This is a genomic window from Klebsiella sp. DY2415, assembly GCF_026314315.1.
GTDB lineage: Bacteria > Pseudomonadota > Gammaproteobacteria > Enterobacterales > Enterobacteriaceae > Klebsiella > Klebsiella ornithinolytica.
Window position 1 is genome coordinate 5,127,650 of sequence record NZ_CP111115.1, and the last position, 15,774, is coordinate 5,143,423.

Annotated in this window: 12 protein-coding genes, 1 tRNA gene and 1 pseudogene; 9 read left to right on the plus strand and 5 right to left on the minus strand. The window is 55.5% G+C overall.

The window, feature by feature from the left end; all coding sequences use genetic code 11:
- Positions 1-101: 101 nt before the first annotated feature.
- The 3 genes from OQV00_RS24300 to OQV00_RS24310 form a co-directional block, all read right to left on the minus strand.
- Positions 102-455, minus strand: coding sequence for a DUF4156 domain-containing protein (locus OQV00_RS24300; protein WP_004856962.1), 354 nt, complete (start codon positions 453-455; stop codon positions 102-104).
- Positions 456-588: 133 nt separating this feature from the next.
- Entirely contained in the window at positions 589-2,235 is a 1,647-nt protein-coding gene (groL, locus tag OQV00_RS24305) for a chaperonin GroEL (protein WP_004856960.1), read from the minus strand.
- Positions 2,236-2,274: 39 nt separating this feature from the next.
- The gene (locus OQV00_RS24310; RefSeq protein WP_003855929.1) at positions 2,275-2,568 is read right to left on the minus strand and encodes a co-chaperone GroES; all 294 of its coding nucleotides are present in this window, start codon (positions 2,566-2,568) and stop codon (positions 2,275-2,277) included.
- A 229-nt stretch (positions 2,569-2,797) separates the two neighbouring features.
- Here OQV00_RS24310 and yjeH point away from each other — a divergent pair, with 229 nt between their 5' ends.
- Positions 2,798-4,060 carry an L-methionine/branched-chain amino acid transporter gene (yjeH, locus tag OQV00_RS24315; RefSeq protein WP_004856950.1) on the plus strand — a complete coding sequence of 421 codons (1,263 nt, stop codon included), beginning with the start codon at positions 2,798-2,800 and terminating at the stop codon, positions 4,058-4,060.
- Between the two features lie 91 nt (positions 4,061-4,151).
- Here yjeH and OQV00_RS24320 read toward each other — a convergent pair whose 3' ends face one another.
- The gene (locus OQV00_RS24320; RefSeq protein ID WP_004856948.1) at positions 4,152-4,622 is read right to left on the minus strand and encodes an FxsA family protein; all 471 of its coding nucleotides are present in this window, start codon (positions 4,620-4,622) and stop codon (positions 4,152-4,154) included.
- Positions 4,623-4,961: 339 nt separating this feature from the next.
- Here OQV00_RS24320 and aspA point away from each other — a divergent pair, with 339 nt between their 5' ends.
- From aspA to OQV00_RS24355, 7 genes are all read left to right on the plus strand, one after another.
- The gene (gene aspA / locus OQV00_RS24325; protein WP_004856946.1) at positions 4,962-6,398 is read left to right on the plus strand and encodes an aspartate ammonia-lyase; all 1,437 of its coding nucleotides are present in this window, start codon (positions 4,962-4,964) and stop codon (positions 6,396-6,398) included.
- A 117-nt stretch (positions 6,399-6,515) separates the two neighbouring features.
- On the plus strand, positions 6,516-7,817 hold the full coding sequence (locus OQV00_RS24330; protein WP_004856943.1) for an anaerobic C4-dicarboxylate transporter: 1,302 nt from the start codon (positions 6,516-6,518) through the stop codon (positions 7,815-7,817).
- A 94-nt stretch (positions 7,818-7,911) separates the two neighbouring features.
- The gene (cutA, locus tag OQV00_RS24335; protein ID WP_004856939.1) at positions 7,912-8,235 is read left to right on the plus strand and encodes a divalent cation tolerance protein CutA; all 324 of its coding nucleotides are present in this window, start codon (positions 7,912-7,914) and stop codon (positions 8,233-8,235) included.
- Positions 8,211-10,013 carry a protein-disulfide reductase DsbD gene (locus OQV00_RS24340; RefSeq protein WP_211843848.1) on the plus strand — a complete coding sequence of 601 codons (1,803 nt, stop codon included), beginning with the start codon at positions 8,211-8,213 and terminating at the stop codon, positions 10,011-10,013. Before cutA ends, OQV00_RS24340 begins: the two co-directional genes overlap by 25 nt.
- A 35-nt stretch (positions 10,014-10,048) precedes the next feature.
- Positions 10,049-10,624 carry a transcriptional regulator gene (locus OQV00_RS24345; protein ID WP_015585335.1) on the plus strand — a complete coding sequence of 192 codons (576 nt, stop codon included), beginning with the start codon at positions 10,049-10,051 and terminating at the stop codon, positions 10,622-10,624.
- Between the two features lie 177 nt (positions 10,625-10,801).
- Positions 10,802-12,889: a DUF1176 domain-containing protein gene (locus OQV00_RS24350; protein ID WP_266279552.1), complete on the plus strand. Its 2,088-nt coding sequence runs from the start codon at positions 10,802-10,804 to the stop codon at positions 12,887-12,889.
- A 115-nt stretch (positions 12,890-13,004) separates the two neighbouring features.
- Positions 13,005-13,080: transfer RNA gene (locus OQV00_RS24355), tRNA-Phe, on the plus strand.
- A 715-nt stretch (positions 13,081-13,795) separates the two neighbouring features.
- On the opposite strand, the pseudogene OQV00_RS24360 reads toward OQV00_RS24355, so the two are convergent.
- Positions 13,796-14,027: pseudogene (locus OQV00_RS24360) on the minus strand (IS1 family transposase); the annotation flags it as partial.
- 390 nt (positions 14,028-14,417) lie between these two features.
- Between OQV00_RS24360 and OQV00_RS24365 the strand changes: the two are divergent.
- Positions 14,418-15,728, plus strand: a complete 1,311-nt coding sequence (locus OQV00_RS24365; protein ID WP_015585337.1) for an L-cysteine desulfidase family protein — start codon at positions 14,418-14,420, stop codon at positions 15,726-15,728.
- Positions 15,729-15,774: the final 46 nt, after the last annotated feature.

A 15,774-nucleotide genomic window follows, 5' to 3' on the forward strand; every position in this document is an offset into this window, starting at 1 on the left:
TGCCGGGGAAAAGCTGGCAGACCTCCGATTCACAGCCTGACTGAACGCGCGGAGATCGCCCGAGCCTCTCTTACCCTCGTCGGAAGAGGCCCGGAATCACATCAGTTCGGGCACTTATAGACCTGGCCGTTCATTTCGCTATCGGTTGGCACAAAGCTCGACAGCAGGTTCTGCGTCGGGCTGCTCACGCCATAAATCACGTTGCCGCCCATCGCCGCAGCCTGGTTGCGCAGCGCGTTAGCTGCACCACGCATGGAGCCGCCTTCATCACCGTTCTGCCCGGACAGCCAGTTGCTCTGCTTGCCCGTCGCGGTCCCCAACAGCTGGCAATCCGCACCCGGCTTATCTTCAACAAAGCGTACGCTCTGTCCGCCTGAGCTCAGTTCGTTGCTGGAACTGCAACCCGCTAACAATAATGCTGCGCCGACAATCCCTGCTAAATATCTTACCTGCATGTTATTCCCCATGATCAATGAGCTGGACGCGCTGGCCCGGATGTACACCTTATACTAAAAAGATGAGAAAAAGAAAAACCCCCGAGCATTTCTGCCCGGGGGTTTCTTTGTTTCTAAGGGGTATAGCGCACGATTACATCATGCCGCCCATACCGCCCATGCCACCCATGCCGCCAGCAGCGCCTAAATCGGCTGCGTCGCTTTTCGGCAGGTCGGTCACCATGCACTCGGTGGTGATCATCAGACCAGCAACGGATGCAGCGTACTGCAGAGCAGAACGAGTCACTTTAGTCGGGTCCAGGATACCGAAGTCGATCATGTTGCCGTATTCTTCAGTTGCCGCGTTATAACCGTAGTTGCCTTCACCCGCTTTCACGTTGTTAGCAACAACAGACGGCTCTTCGCCGGCGTTGGACACGATCTGACGCAGCGGAGCTTCCATCGCGCGCAGCGCAACTTTGATACCGACGTTCTGATCTTCGTTCTGAGCGGTCAGGCCAGCCAGTTTAGCGGCAACGCGAACCAGCGCAACACCACCACCAGCAACAACACCTTCTTCTACCGCAGCACGGGTTGCGTGCAGAGCATCGTCAACGCGCGCTTTTTTCTCTTTCATTTCAACTTCGGTAGCTGCACCGACTTTGATTACCGCAACGCCGCCAGCCAGTTTCGCTACGCGCTCCTGCAGTTTTTCACGGTCGTAGTCGGAAGTCGCTTCTTCGATCTGCTTACGGATCTGAGCAACGCGGCCCTGAATTGCGCCTTCTTCACCCACGCCATCGATGATGGTGGTGGTGTCTTTGTTGATCACAACGCGTTTTGCCTGACCCAGGTCTTCCAGAGTCGCTTTTTCCAGCTCCATACCGATCTCTTCAGAGATAACGGTACCGCCAGTCAGGGTAGCGATATCCTGCAGCATAGCTTTACGACGGTCGCCGAAGCCCGGTGCTTTAACAGCAGCGACTTTCACGATACCGCGCATGGTGTTGACCACCAGAGTTGCCAGCGCTTCGCCTTCAACATCTTCAGCGATGATAACCAGCGGCTTGCCTGCTTTCGCAACGGCTTCCAGAACCGGCAGCATTTCGCGGATGTTGGAGACTTTTTTGTCAGCCAGCAGGATGAACGGGCTTTCCAGTTCAACAGCGCCAGTTTCCGGCTTGTTGATGAAGTACGGGGAGAGGTAGCCGCGGTCGAACTGCATACCTTCAACGACGTCCAGTTCGTCTTCCAGACCGGTACCATCTTCAACGGTGATAACGCCTTCTTTACCGACTTTGTCCATCGCTTCCGCGATCAGTTTACCTACGGTTTCATCGGAGTTAGCGGAGATGGTACCAACCTGAGCAATAGCTTTAGAGTCGGAGCACGGTACGGAGAGCGTTTTCAGTTCTTCAACGGCAGCCACGACAGCTTTGTCGATACCGCGTTTCAGATCCATCGGGTTCATGCCAGCAGCAACGGCTTTCAGGCCTTCTGCGATGATAGCCTGAGCCAGTACGGTTGCGGTGGTGGTACCGTCGCCTGCAGCGTCGTTCGCTTTAGAGGCAACTTCTTTCACCATCTGCGCACCCATGTTTTCGAACTTGTCTTCCAGCTCGATTTCACGCGCTACGGAAACACCATCTTTGGTGATGGTCGGTGCACCGAAAGATTTATCCAGAACCACGTTACGGCCTTTCGGGCCCAGGGTCACTTTCACTGCATCTGCCAGTACGTTCACGCCGCGCAGCATTTTTACACGAGCGTCGTTACCGAATTTTACGTCTTTAGCTGCCATTTTTTCTATTCCTCAAATTCGTTCAGTTTCGCGCGCGAATTACGCTTCAACAATTGCCAGAATGTCGCTTTCAGACATGATCAGCACTTCTTCATTGTCGATTTTTTCAGATTTCACACCGTAGCCGTCGTTGAAAATAACGATGTCGCCAACTTTAACGTCCAGCGGCTGCACAGTTCCGTTTTCCAGGATGCGGCCCTTACCGACAGCGATGATTTCGCCACGAGTTGATTTGGCTGCCGCAGAACCGGTCAGAACGATGCCGCCTGCAGATTTGGTTTCAACTTCTTTACGTTTGACGATCACACGATCATGTAACGGACGAATACTCATTGATAGCTCTCCTTTGAGAAAGTCATTATCAGTTATGGGTGACACCGGCCCGTATACGGTTTTCCGGCTAGTGCCTGAGAGATGGGGGTGGGTTTTCGCGCTTCAAGGGGGGAAGTTAAAAAAAAATTTTCCGCGTGCGCTAACGCACAGAAACAGATGCAGGTCTGCCACCGTCATAAGCAAAAACGATTGTGATACCATCGATCTTTTGTCACGGCAGGATGGCATCATGAGTGGTTTAAAACAGGAGTTAGGTCTGGCTCAGGGAGTGGGGCTGCTTTCTACGTCGCTACTTGGCACCGGCGTTTTCGCCGTTCCCGCTCTTGCCGCGCTGGTTGCGGGAGATAACAGCCTGTGGGCGTGGCCCGCGCTTATTCTGCTGGTCTTCCCGATCGCGATCGTCTTTGCCGTTCTTGGTCGCCACTTCCCCAGCGCGGGCGGCGTGGCGCACTTCGTCAATATGGCGTTTGGTGGCCATATGGAACGCGTCACCGGCTGGCTGTTCCTGTCGGTCATTCCGGTTGGGCTACCGGCGGCGCTGCATATCGCCACCGGCTTCGGTCAGGCGTTGTTTGGCTGGCACGACAGCCAGCTGCTGCTCGCGGAGCTGGGTACGCTGGCCATCGTCTGGTGGGTCGGGTCGCGGGGCGCAAGCTCCAGCGCGAATCTACAAACGCTGGTAGCGGTTCTGATCGTCGCGCTGATCGCCGCTATCTGGTGGCGCGGCGGGATTAGCCCGGCGCAAATTCCCTTTCCGGCGCCGGAAGATATCGATCGCTCCCGGCTTTTTGCCGCCCTGTCGGTGATGTTCTGGTGTTTCGTCGGCCTTGAAGCCTTCGCCCACCTGGCATCGGAATTTAAACGCCCGGAGCGCGATTTCCCCCGTGCGCTAATGATCGGTCTGCTGCTGGCGGGCTCCGTTTACTGGGCCTGTACCGTACTGGTCCTGCATTTTCACGCCTTCGGCAGCGATATGGCCGCCGCCGCATCGCTGCCCAATATCGTGGTGCGTCTGTTTGGCGTGCAGGCGCTGTGGATCGCCTGCGTCATTGGCTATCTTGCCTGCTTCGCCAGCCTCAATATCTATATTCAGAGCTTTGCCCGTCTGGTCTGGTCGCAGGCGCAGTACAAGCCAGAAAGCTACCTCGCCCGCCTCTCGCCGCAGCAAATCCCACGCAATGCGCTCAACGTGGTGCTGGGCTGCTGTGTCATCAGCACGCTAGGCATCTACTGGCTGGATATCGACCTTGATGCGCTGATCGTCTATGCCAACGGCATCTTTATTATGATTTATCTGCTGTGCATGCTGGCGGGCTGCCGGTTGCTGCGGGGGCGCTATCGGGTTCTGGCGTTCATCGGGAGCCTGCTCTGCCTGTTGTTACTGGCGATGGTCGGCTGGAAAAGCCTGTACGCCCTGCTGGTTATGGCCGCGCTGTGGCTGTGGCTGCCAAAGCGCCGTGCGGCAGCACTGCCCTCCCCTCATCGGAAATGAAACATCGCATAAAAAAAGCCGGATAGCGCAACGCATATCCGGCTCATCATCTTTATTACCGTATCAGACCGGCCATGCCGGGGCTGATGGCTTAGCGGTCGTCTTTGTGATCCAGACGGTCGCGCTCTTCATCTTTGCGCTGGTACTCCCCGTCAAAGGTCTCACCGCCTCCGGTTCCGGCGCTAAAACCACCGCCGGGCATCCGGCTAAAGCGCAGGTGCGGCATCAGCTTCAGGGTCAGGTGTTTTTGCACCGGCGGCAGCAGGAGCAGCAGGCCGAGGAAATCGGTAAAGAACCCCGGCAGCAAGAGCAGCAGACCGGCAATAATCAGCGATACGCTTTTAATCATTTCTGCAGCCGGGCTTTCACCAGCCGCCATTTTCTGCTGCATCAGCATAAAGTTTTTAAAGCCCTGGTTGCGCACCAGCGACATACCGACCACCGAGCTAAAGATCACCAGAATCAGCGTCAACAGAACGCCAAGCACGTGAGCCACCTGGATAAAGATCGATATCTCAATGTAAACGTATAAAAAAATGGCAATAAACGGAATCCAACGCACTGGCGTCTCCTTCATTAGCGGGGTTCACTATCGGCCCCCGCAGTCATCGGTGTGCTTTTCGCATCACATCAATATTGGGCTAAAACAGCGCATTTCAATCGGCAGAAGCGCTTATTTTTTTTCAAGAACGGCAAAGCGGTGACTCATTTCACAGATTAATAATTCTTATACCCTTCTCGACATAATAAGTGATCAAGGTTGCTGACATTCGCTATCATCAGCATATGATCGTGGGCACCGGGCCGATTAAGGAAATAATCTTCGGCAAGAAAATGCGCAAAATCCCATAAATTCTGCGTATTTGGTGAATTCATTGGCAGCTTGAAAAAGAAGGTTCACATGTTAAACAACATTCGTATCGAAGAAGACCTGTTGGGTACCAGGGAAGTTCCAGCTGACGCCTACTATGGTGTTCATACTCTGAGAGCGATTGAAAACTTCTACATCAGCAATAGCAAAATCAGCGATATCCCTGAGTTCGTGCGCGGCATGGTGATGGTCAAAAAGGCCGCCGCGATGGCCAACAAGGAACTGCAAACCATTCCTAAAAGCGTCGCGAACACCATTATTGCCGCATGCGATGAAGTTCTGAATAACGGTAAATGCATGGACCAGTTCCCGGTTGATGTGTTCCAGGGCGGTGCAGGCACTTCCGTCAACATGAACACCAACGAAGTGCTGGCCAACATTGGCCTTGAGCTGATGGGTCATCAGAAAGGTGAATACCAGTACCTGAACCCGAACGACCACGTTAACAAATGCCAGTCCACCAACGATGCCTACCCGACCGGTTTCCGTATCGCGGTTTATGCGTCCCTGCTGAAATTAACCGACGCCATCAACCAGCTGGGTGACGGTTTCCAGAATAAAGCCGTCGAATTCCAGGATGTCCTGAAAATGGGGCGTACCCAGCTGCAGGACGCCGTGCCGATGACGCTCGGCCAGGAGTTCCACGCGTTTAATGTGCTGCTGAATGAAGAAATCAAAAGCATTCTGCGTACCGGAGAACTGCTGCTCGAAGTTAACCTCGGCGCCACCGCCATCGGTACGCGCCTGAATACACCGGATGGCTACCAGCAGTTGGCGGTACAAAAACTGGCGGAAGTCAGCGGCCTGCCGGTGGTTCCGGCGGAAGATCTGATTGAAGCCACCTCCGACTGCGGCGCCTACGTGATGGTACACAGCTCGCTGAAGCGTCTGGCGGTGAAACTGTCCAAAATCTGTAACGACCTGCGCCTGCTCTCTTCCGGCCCGCGCGCGGGTCTGAACGAAATCAACCTGCCAGAGCTGCAGGCGGGTTCATCGATCATGCCGGCGAAAGTTAACCCGGTCGTCCCGGAAGTGGTCAACCAGGTCTGCTTCAAGGTCATTGGCAACGACACCACGGTGACCATGGCCTCGGAAGCCGGTCAGCTGCAGCTGAACGTCATGGAGCCGGTTATTGGCCAGGCGATGTTTGAATCTATCCACATCCTGACTAACGCCTGCTATAACCTGCTGGAAAAATGCATTAACGGCATTACCGCCAACAAAGCGGTGTGCGAAGGCTATGTGTATAACTCCATCGGTATCGTCACCTATCTCAACCCGTTTATCGGCCACCACAATGGCGATATTGTCGGCAAGATTTGCGCCGAAACCGGCAAGAGCGTAAGGGAAGTGGTTCTGGAGCGTGGATTACTGACCGAAGCGGAACTGGACGATATTTTCTCGCCACAAAACCTGATGCATCCGGCCTATAAAGCGAAGCGTTATACCGATGAAAGCGAACAGTAAGCTTTCAGGTTAAACTACCCAGAGGCATGTCAGCAATGACATGCCTTTTTTGCATTTTTAGGTTTACTAAATCACAACAATTCAATATCAACTTGTTAAAAAACAAGGAAGGCGTATATGTTTGGTGCAGAACTCGTGATTGTCCTGCTGGCGATTTACCTGGGAGCCAGGCTCGGCGGTATCGGCATCGGCTTTGCCGGTGGTCTGGGCGTCCTCGTCCTGACGCTCCTCTTTCAAATCAAACCTGGCGCGATTCCCTTCGACGTCATTGAAATCATCATGGCGGTTATCGCCGCTATTGCCGCAATGCAGGTGGCCGGAGGCATGGATTATCTGGTCAGCCTTGCCGAGCGTATGCTCAGACGCCATCCGAAATACATTACCTTCCTTGCTCCGCTGGTCACCTGGTTTATGACCGTGCTGGCGGGAACCGGTCATACCGCGTTCTCTACCCTGCCGGTCATTACCGAGGTCGCCAAAGAACAGGGCATTCGCCCGTCCCGTCCGCTTTCTATCGCCGTCGTCGCCTCGCAGATTGCCATTACCGCCTCGCCGATTTCCGCTGCGGTGGTCTTTTTTGCCGGGATCCTCGAGCCGCTGGGCGTGAGCTATCTGACGCTGCTGGCCATCTGTATTCCGGTGACGCTGATTGCGGTAATGATCACCGCGGTGGTCTGTAACTTCCTCGGCTGCGAACTGAAAGACGATCCGATTTATCAGGAACGTCTGGCAAAAGGTGAAGTGAAGCTGCGCGGGAGCCAGGTTTTCGAGCTGAAACCTCATGCAAAGCGTTCGGTGCTGCTGTTTCTGATCGGCATCGTGGCGGTCATGTTCTACGCGACCGCCATCAGCGATACCGTCGGGCTGATTCAGAACCCGGTGCTGCCGCGTAACGAAGCGATCGTGGTGTTCATGCTGACCATCGCCACGTTGATTAGCGTCACCTGCAAAATCGACACCAGCGAAGTGCTCAACGCCAGCACCTTTAAATCCGGGATGAGCGCCTGCGTCTGCGTCCTGGGCGTCGCCTGGCTGGGCGATACCTTCGTCAAAGCGCATATCACCGACATCCAGACCGTAGCCGGCGACCTGCTGCACAACTATCCGTGGCTGCTGGCGGTGGTGCTGTTCTTCGCCGCGACCCTGCTCTACTCCCAGGCCGCGACCACCAAAGCGCTGATGCCGGCTGCGCTGCTGCTTGGCGTCACCCCGCTGACCGCCATCGCCTCGTTTGCTGCCGTCTCCGCGCTGTTCGTGCTGCCAACCTATCCTACGCTGCTGGCGGCGGTCGAAATGGACGACACCGGGTCAACGCGTATCGGCAAGTATGTCTTTAACCATGCGTTCCTGATCCCAGGGGTGATTGCCATCACCCTGTGCGTCATTCTGGGTTTCATTATCGGCGGCATCATGCTGTAAATCTGCTTAAATTCGGGCCAGTTTCCTGGCCCGTTTCATTATTCCCCTCATCGTGCGTGCTATAGTGCCTCTTTTCGCTGATACGAGGTTCACGATGACTACGCCTGATGCTGTTGTTGTTCTCTGTACCGCGCCGGATGAAGCCACCGCCCAGGATCTGGCGGCCAAAGTGCTGGCCGAAAAGCTCGCCGCCTGTGCCACACTTCTGCCTGGAGCGACATCGCTCTACTACTGGGAAGGCAAGCTGGAGCAGGAGTATGAAGTGCAAATGCTGCTGAAAACCGACCGGGCTCACCAGCAGGCGTTACTGGATTGCCTGAAGTCCCATCACCCGTATCAAACCCCCGAATTACTGGTTTTACCCGTCACTCACGGAGACACTGATTACCTCTCATGGCTCAACGCATCATTACGCTGATTCTGCTGCTCTGCAGCACATCCGCTTTCGCCGGATTATTTGACGCCCCCGGGCGCTCTGACTTTGTTCCCGCAGACCAGGCTTTTGCCTTTGATTTCCAGCAGAGCCAGCGGGACGTCAACCTGACCTGGCAAATCAAAGAGGGTTACTACCTCTACCGCCAGCAGATAAAACTGACGCCGGCGAATGCCACCCTCGCCGCATCGGCGCTACCGCCCGGCACGTGGCATGAGGATGAGTTTTACGGCAAGAGTGAGATTTACCGCCAGCGGCTCACCATCCCGGTCACGCTGAGCGAGGCGGAACAAGGCGCGACGCTCACCGTGACATATCAGGGCTGCGCCGATGCGGGTTTCTGCTATCCGCCGGAGACAAAAGTGGTGCCGCTTCGCACGGTACTGGCCGTATCCAACGGCGAGTCGGTCCCCGCCCATCCGGCGCTCCCCTCGTCCGGGCAACCCAAATTTAATCCGCCGCTGCCGGTTGAAAAGCGTCCTGAGCTGGCGACCAAACCCGAGCAGCCTGCCCGGCAGGAGAAGAGCGACGCCGGCGAGAATGCGCCAGCCAGCCTGCCCTTCTCCGCGCTATGGGCGCTGCTGATAGGTATCGGTATCGCCTTCACGCCGTGCGTGCTGCCGATGTATCCGCTGATCTCGGGTATTGTCCTCGGCGGAAAACAGCGACTCTCTACCGGGCGAGCGCTGCTGCTGGCCTTTATCTACGTGCAGGGGATGGCGCTCACCTATACCGCGCTGGGACTGGTGGTCGCCGCCGCCGGTTTGCAGTTTCAGGCGGCGTTGCAGCATCCGTACGTACTGATTGGCCTGTCTGCGGTCTTTATCCTGCTGGCGCTGTCGATGTTTGGTCTGTTCACGCTGCAGCTGCCCTCATCGCTGCAAACCCGTCTGACGCTGATGAGCAACAAACGCCAGGGCGGTTCACCCGGCGGCGTCTTTGCGATGGGAGCCATTGCCGGACTGATCTGTTCGCCCTGCACCACCGCGCCGCTGAGCGCCATCCTGCTGTATATTGCCCAGAGCGGCAACCTGTGGCTCGGCGGCGGCACGCTGTATTTGTATGCGCTGGGCATGGGGTTGCCGCTGATCCTGGTCACCGTATTTGGCAACCGTCTGTTGCCGAAGAGCGGCCCGTGGATGAGCCATGTGAAGACCGCATTCGGTTTTGTGATCCTGGCGCTTCCGGTCTTTTTGCTGGAGCGTATCGTCGGCGAACTCTGGGGCCTGCGCCTGTGGTCGCTGCTGGGCGTGGCCTTCTTTAGCTGGGCTTTTATTACCGCGCTCGGCGCATCCCGCCCCTGGCTGCGCCTCGTGCAAATCATCATGCTCGGTGCGGCGCTGGTCAGCGCACGTCCGCTGCAGGACTGGGCTTTTGGCGAGCCGGTAGCCCGGCAGCAGTCACCGCTGTCCTTTACGCAGATCGGTAACATCGCGGAGCTCGACCAGGCGCTGGCGCAGGCAAAGGGTAAACCGGTTATGCTCGACCTGTACGCCGACTGGTGCGTCGCCTGCAAAGAGTTCGAAAAATACACCTTTAGCACGACCGAAGTACAACAGGCCCTGAAAGAGACCGTTCTGTTGCAGATAGACGTGACGAAGAACAGCGCCGAGGATGTGGCTCTGCTGAAACACCTGAAGGTGCTCGGCTTGCCGACCATTCTGTTCTTTAACAGGCAGGGCGAAGAGCAGCCCGCGCAGCGCGTCACCGGGTTTATGGATGCGGCGACATTCAGCGCCCATTTGCACGATTGGCAACCGTGAACGACACTTTAGGAGGAAAAATGGAGGAGAAGACCGTGCAACGTGAAGATGTCCTGGGTGAAGCCATACAAATTCTCGAAATTGAAGGTATTGCCAACACCACGCTGGAAATGGTCGCCGAACGCGTCTCTTACCCGCTCGCTGACCTCAAGCGTTTCTGGCCCGATCGTGAAGCGCTGCTGTACGATGCGCTGCGTTACCTCAGTCATCAGGTTGATGCCTGGCGCCGTCAGCTGCTGCTCGACGACACGCTCACGCCGGAGCAAAAGCTGCTGGCGCGCTACGGCGCATTAACCCAATGCGTGAGCAACCATCGCTATCCCGGCTGCCTGTTTATCGCCGCCTGCACCTTTTATCCGGATGCCCAGCACCCTATCCATCAGCTGGCGGAGCAACAAAAGCAGGCTTCTCTGGCCAATACCCACGAACTGCTGACCCAGCTGGAAGTGGACGACCCGGCAATGGTGGCCAAACAGATGGAGCTGATTGTTGAAGGCTGCCTGAGCCGTCTGCTGATAAAACGCAGTCAGGCCGATGTCGATACCGCCCAACGCCTGGCAGAAGATATTCTGCGCTTTGCCCAATGTCGGGCGGGTGGCGCCTTAACCTGATTGCGCTTTTACCGACGTTAAGCCGCCCATCTCTCCCCGGAAGAGGACGCGTCAGGGCAGCCGTGTCCTCATGACCTACGGCAGGTCATGAGGTACCGCACCCGTTGTCAACAGAGATGCAACTTGAAGTGCGAAGGGTATAATTCCCCCTACATCGATATGTCTACAGGGATTTATATGCGTCCTCTCCTATGGGCTGCCATCATGGGGCTATGCCCTGCATCGCTCCTGGCCGCGCCTGTTCAGGGTTTTTCTTTCGCGCATAAAGACTGGGAAGTCGCCTGCGATAATACCGGCACCTGTCGGGCCGCAGGTTATGGCGTCAACATGGGGGAAATCAGCGTCCTGTTGACCCGTAATGCGGGCGCCGGACAGCGCGTAAGCGCTCAGGTGACCTTCGCCCAGACCGATCATGATATTCCCCAGGACGCCACGGTTAACCTGCTGATCGACAATCAGGATCGCGGTACGCTGGAGGCCAAAGACGACAGCCATTTTCGCTTCGACAGCAGCCAAACCGCCGCCCTGATTCAGGCGCTGGAGCATGATAATCGTATCGAAATTGCCCTTAACGGCCAGCGTAAACCGCTCTCCAGCGCGGGCAGCAGCGCGGTGTTTCTGAAGATTGATGAGTTTCAGCAGCGTCTGGGCAGCGCAGATGCGCTGGTGCGAAAAGGCGATGCCGACGATGACAACACGCTCAGCGCCGTTCCGGCTCCGGAAATTATCGCCGCCCCGACGCTCCGCAACGCCCAGAGCGAACCGCTGACGGCAAAACAGCGGCAGAAGCTGCTGCCAGAACTGACCCCGTTGCTGAACAGCCGCTGTGATGACTGGCAAAATAAAGATATTCCGCCTCAGGAACGGCAGATAACCACAACCCCTCTCGATAAAACCCATTCACTCATCGAGGCCCTGTGCTGGCGCGCCGCATATAACGACGGGTACGCAATGTGGGTGGTGGAAAATACCCCTCTCGCTAAACCACAGCCGATCACCACCGATGCATCCAGCTATGCCGATGGCGTGATCACCTTTTTCACCAAAGGGCGCGGCATCGCCGACTGCGTCAACGGTGAGGAGCGGGTGTGGGACGGCAGAACCTTCGTGCAGAGTCTGAAATACACGACCGGTATGTGCCGTGAAATCACGCCTGGCGGCACCTGGATGCTGCCCACGTTCGTCAGTCAGGTGCGGCCAAAACAGCAGAAGGATGCCGATAATCTGGCGCTCAAGACGCTGTATAACGCGGTGCTGAAAGAGCAAAAGAGCAACCCGGAACTGGCGTTGAAAAAAGTTGCCGGGCAGTTCCCGCTCACCGGGCACGTCACGAATTTTACGCTGACCTACGCGGATGACTCTCTGGTATCGACCAACAAACCCGCGGCCGATATCAGCGACGATGAGTGGCAGGCTTTTCTTCACTCCGATATCAGCGCCGACTCAGAAAACGGTAAGGTCAGCTTCACGCTGGTCGATCTTGATAATGACGGTAAGCGCGATTTAATCATCGACAGCTATATCGGCGGGACCGGGCTCTTCAGCTACACCGGCGTGCTGAGGCGGGGGGATAATACGTTTGATACCGTAGATCATAGCGATACCGATGACGACGATGATTTCGATGCTGGCGTACCCGGGGCGCTGTTTTCCCTCAACGGCCGCGGCGCCAATCAGTGGAACCAGTGGGTCAGAATCAACGGCCAGGTGTATGCACTGTGGTACAACGGCCAGTTCGGCGAAGACAACCTGTATCTGCTGCGCCCCTTCAGCCCGACGGACAGGAGTCCTGCCGTGACGATTCGCTATCGCTACAGGCTGGAGACGCTAAGTTCACCGGAAAAAGATCGGCCGCTGACTCCGGCGCTCACGGCACAGGAGCGGGACGATTTACTCAAATCGCTGGAACTGATGCAAAGCAACCTGCTGAAAGATAAAAAAGGTCACGCGGAAGACGGGCCCATCTGCCCTATCCCGCCCGGTACATCATCAGATGAAGCGGATAACTACTACAGCGGCGTCGCCTCTTACTACGTCTATGAAACGGTGGCCTATATCCCCGTCTGGCTCGGTGGGAAATGCTTTATTGGTACCGTCATCAGCCATCATGGCGCCTACCGCCACGGCGTCGATGCGGAAATTATGATCGGCTCGCCGCGGGAAGACGAAGACCTCATCGGCGGTTACTCCGTATCCGGATTGCGCCGCGTTATCTCTGCCGTCAGCGGCTGGAAAATCCGCGAAGGTGACAACGGGATGATGTGATGAACCAGCAAAATGCCCCTTTCGCGGCAAAACTGCCGCAAAGTTAAGCAATCAGCAGGGAAATCAAGAAATTTGGTTGACGCACAGGATGGATTACGGTTTAATGCGCCCCGTTGCCCGGATAGCTCAGTCGGTAGAGCAGGGGATTGAAAATCCCCGTGTCCTTGGTTCGATTCCGAGTCCGGGCACCACTTATTTAAAGAAACCAGCCTAAGGGCTGGTTTTTTGCTTTCTGCAATACGGACTCTCCATCGAACTCCGTTCGATTATTCGCGGCACGCCGCTCACCCCTTCGGGGCCAGCGCGACAAGCGCGCTGTTCAACGCCTGCGGCGTGAGTCCGAGTCCGGGCACCACTTATTTAAAGAAACCAGCCTGAGGGCTGGTTTTTTGCTTTCTGCAATACGGACTCTCCATCGAACTCCGTTCGATTATTCGCGGCACGCCGCTCACCCCTTCGGGGCCAACGCGACAAGCGCGCTGTTCAACGCCTGCGGCGTGAGTCCGGGTCCGGGCACCACTATTTAGAAGAACCCGCCTTTGGCGGGTTTTTTGCTTTCTGGGGTTCCGGTAGATTTCTGGTCGCCTTAGCACTGTAACCACCACTCGCCGCCTGAGCCTTTACCTTTAGCACCTCCCTGCTCTTCTGGTCGCTGTGCCAACGTCTGCTGGTCTTCACGCTGCCAATCAACACTATTTCCAACTTATAGCCTATCTCGTGGATTCATCACAGCAAGGCAGAATCCGGTCTTTGTCTGGTCTGGGGTAGGAAAGTATCATCGCTTCGATTCTGATATGTGCAAAACATTACCGTGCCGACAGGCTTGTTCAACCCCTCACAACCCTGGGAAGGATTCCCAACCTTGTTCACGGTTCTCAATACAATCAGTTACCAGCCCTCCTTCAATCAACTTACTCCCTTCTCCAGTAAGTGATGCGGGTTACAGGGATGCTTACACTCACCAATGATCTTATTGTGCATTGCCTCTGACTTCGAAAAGCAGATGGTCTTGCGCGCAGACCGCAGCCAGCAGGTTAAGATTATGTCGTTCTATTCTCTGGGTGTATTTTTTGCTGATAGCATGGCTGGTTGAGGCCTGCGACATAGACCAGGCTTCGGTCATATAGAAGGTAAAGTTAGCGCCGTCAGGTCTCAGGCATTAATTACAGCGATAAAGCTGCCTGAACTGGAATGACCGCTTCGGATTACACCATGAGTTTCAGAACAACGGGGAGGAACTACATCAATGCCTGCCATCAATCACCCAGAAGACAAAAAACACAACAACATTAAATTTGCGTCACGACTCTAAAAAGCCATAAAAAAGAATTTTTTTCTCTCTCAAAGCACATTCACAAACTAAAGATGCAACTTTTTTCTCTGGCGGGTGCGGTAATATTCTTACTATCGTTTCTGTCGTTCGGAGCTACGTCGTTCTGACAAACTCGGGCTGCAGACGCAAATCAAGGTCGAGAACACACTCAATAACTCGACGGACATTTTTCTGTACCGACCCAGAGGCTCAGTCATGTCACACCGGGAAAACCGTGTTGAATGGAACGCGTTTATTAATGCTCTGAAACAGGAAGTCAAACCCGCTTTAGGCTGTACCGAACCCGTATCGGTTGCCCTCGCCTGCGCCGTAGCGGCGCAGCAGCTGCCAGGCGCAATTGTGCGTATCGAAGTAGCAGTCTCGCCAAACTTAATGAAAAACGGTATGGGTGTGACAATCCCGGGCACGGGAATGACCGGTCTGCCCATAGCAGCCGCCTTAGGCGCTATTGCAGGCGATCCGCAGGCTAAACTCGAAGTGCTCAAAAAAGCAACTAAGCGTGAGATTAACGCCGCCAGAGCTCTGCTGGAGGTCGGTGCTGTGCGCGTGTCGTTGCAGGAACCCTGTGATGAAATCATCTTCGTTCGTGCCAAAGTTTACGCCGGGGATCAGCACGCCACGGTAACTATCGTTGGCGACCATACCAACGTGGTGGCAATTGAAAAAATGGGGCAGTCTCTGTTTATCAAGCCAGAGAACAATACCTGCGAAGATACTATTAACCCGCTGGACAGGGTCGCCAGCAGCTCGCTGCGTGATATCTACAATTTCATTTGTGATATTCCCCCGGAAGAGCTCGATTTTATTCTCGACGCAGGATCGATGAACAACGCCCTTTCAAAAAAAGGTCTCGCAAAGGAGTGGGGGTTGCATATCGGCCCGACGCTGAAGCGCCAGGTCGACAAGGGGCTGGTTTCCGATGATTTGTTTACCGAGATCCTCTACCGGACCAGCGCCGCGTCTGATGCCCGAATGGGCGGTGCAACGCTACCGGCAATGACCAACTCTGGTTCAGGCAATCAGGGTATAACGGCAACCATGCCGGTAGTGGTGGCCGCTGAACGTCTTAACGCCAGCCAGCAGCAACTGGCCCGTGCGCTGGCGCTCTCGCATCTGGTGGCTATCTATATCCACTGTAAACTTCCGCGGCTGTCGGCTTTGTGCGCCACTACAACCGCCGGTATGGGCGCTGCAGCGGGGATTATCTGGTTAATGGACGGCAGTTATGAAAACATAGCTATGGCGGTCAATAACATGATTGGCGACGTCAGCGGCATAATTTGCGATGGTGCTTCTGGCAGTTGTTCAATGAAAGTATCCACCAGTATCTCTTCTGCCTGGAAAGCAATTCTGCTGGCGCTGGATAATACTGTCGTTTCCGGAAACGACGGGATTGTCGAGCGTGATGTGGAAAACTCCATTTGTAATCTTTGTGCTATCGCCGGACAGGCCATGCAGCACACCGACCGACAAATTATCGAAATCATGGCGCACAAGCGTTATTAGACTGTTTGCGCGACACTAAATATTTCAGGTCGGGCAAGGTTGCCCG

Coding starts and splice junctions, on each gene's coding strand:
- groL (WP_004856960.1), bottom strand. CDS start 2,235: ATGGCAGCTAAAGACGTAAAATTCGGTAACGACGCTCGTGTAAAAATG.
- aspA (WP_004856946.1), top strand. CDS start 4,962: ATGTTAAACAACATTCGTATCGAAGAAGACCTGTTGGGTACCAGGGAA.
- OQV00_RS24330 (WP_004856943.1), top strand. CDS start 6,516: ATGTTTGGTGCAGAACTCGTGATTGTCCTGCTGGCGATTTACCTGGGA.
- OQV00_RS24365 (WP_015585337.1), top strand. CDS start 14,418: ATGTCACACCGGGAAAACCGTGTTGAATGGAACGCGTTTATTAATGCT.
- OQV00_RS24310 (WP_003855929.1), bottom strand. CDS start 2,568: ATGAGTATTCGTCCGTTACATGATCGTGTGATCGTCAAACGTAAAGAA.
- OQV00_RS24340 (WP_211843848.1), top strand. CDS start 8,211: ATGGCTCAACGCATCATTACGCTGATTCTGCTGCTCTGCAGCACATCC.
- OQV00_RS24300 (WP_004856962.1), bottom strand. CDS start 455: ATGCAGGTAAGATATTTAGCAGGGATTGTCGGCGCAGCATTATTGTTA.
- cutA (WP_004856939.1), top strand. CDS start 7,912: ATGACTACGCCTGATGCTGTTGTTGTTCTCTGTACCGCGCCGGATGAA.
- OQV00_RS24350 (WP_266279552.1), top strand. CDS start 10,802: ATGCGTCCTCTCCTATGGGCTGCCATCATGGGGCTATGCCCTGCATCG.
- yjeH (WP_004856950.1), top strand. CDS start 2,798: ATGAGTGGTTTAAAACAGGAGTTAGGTCTGGCTCAGGGAGTGGGGCTG.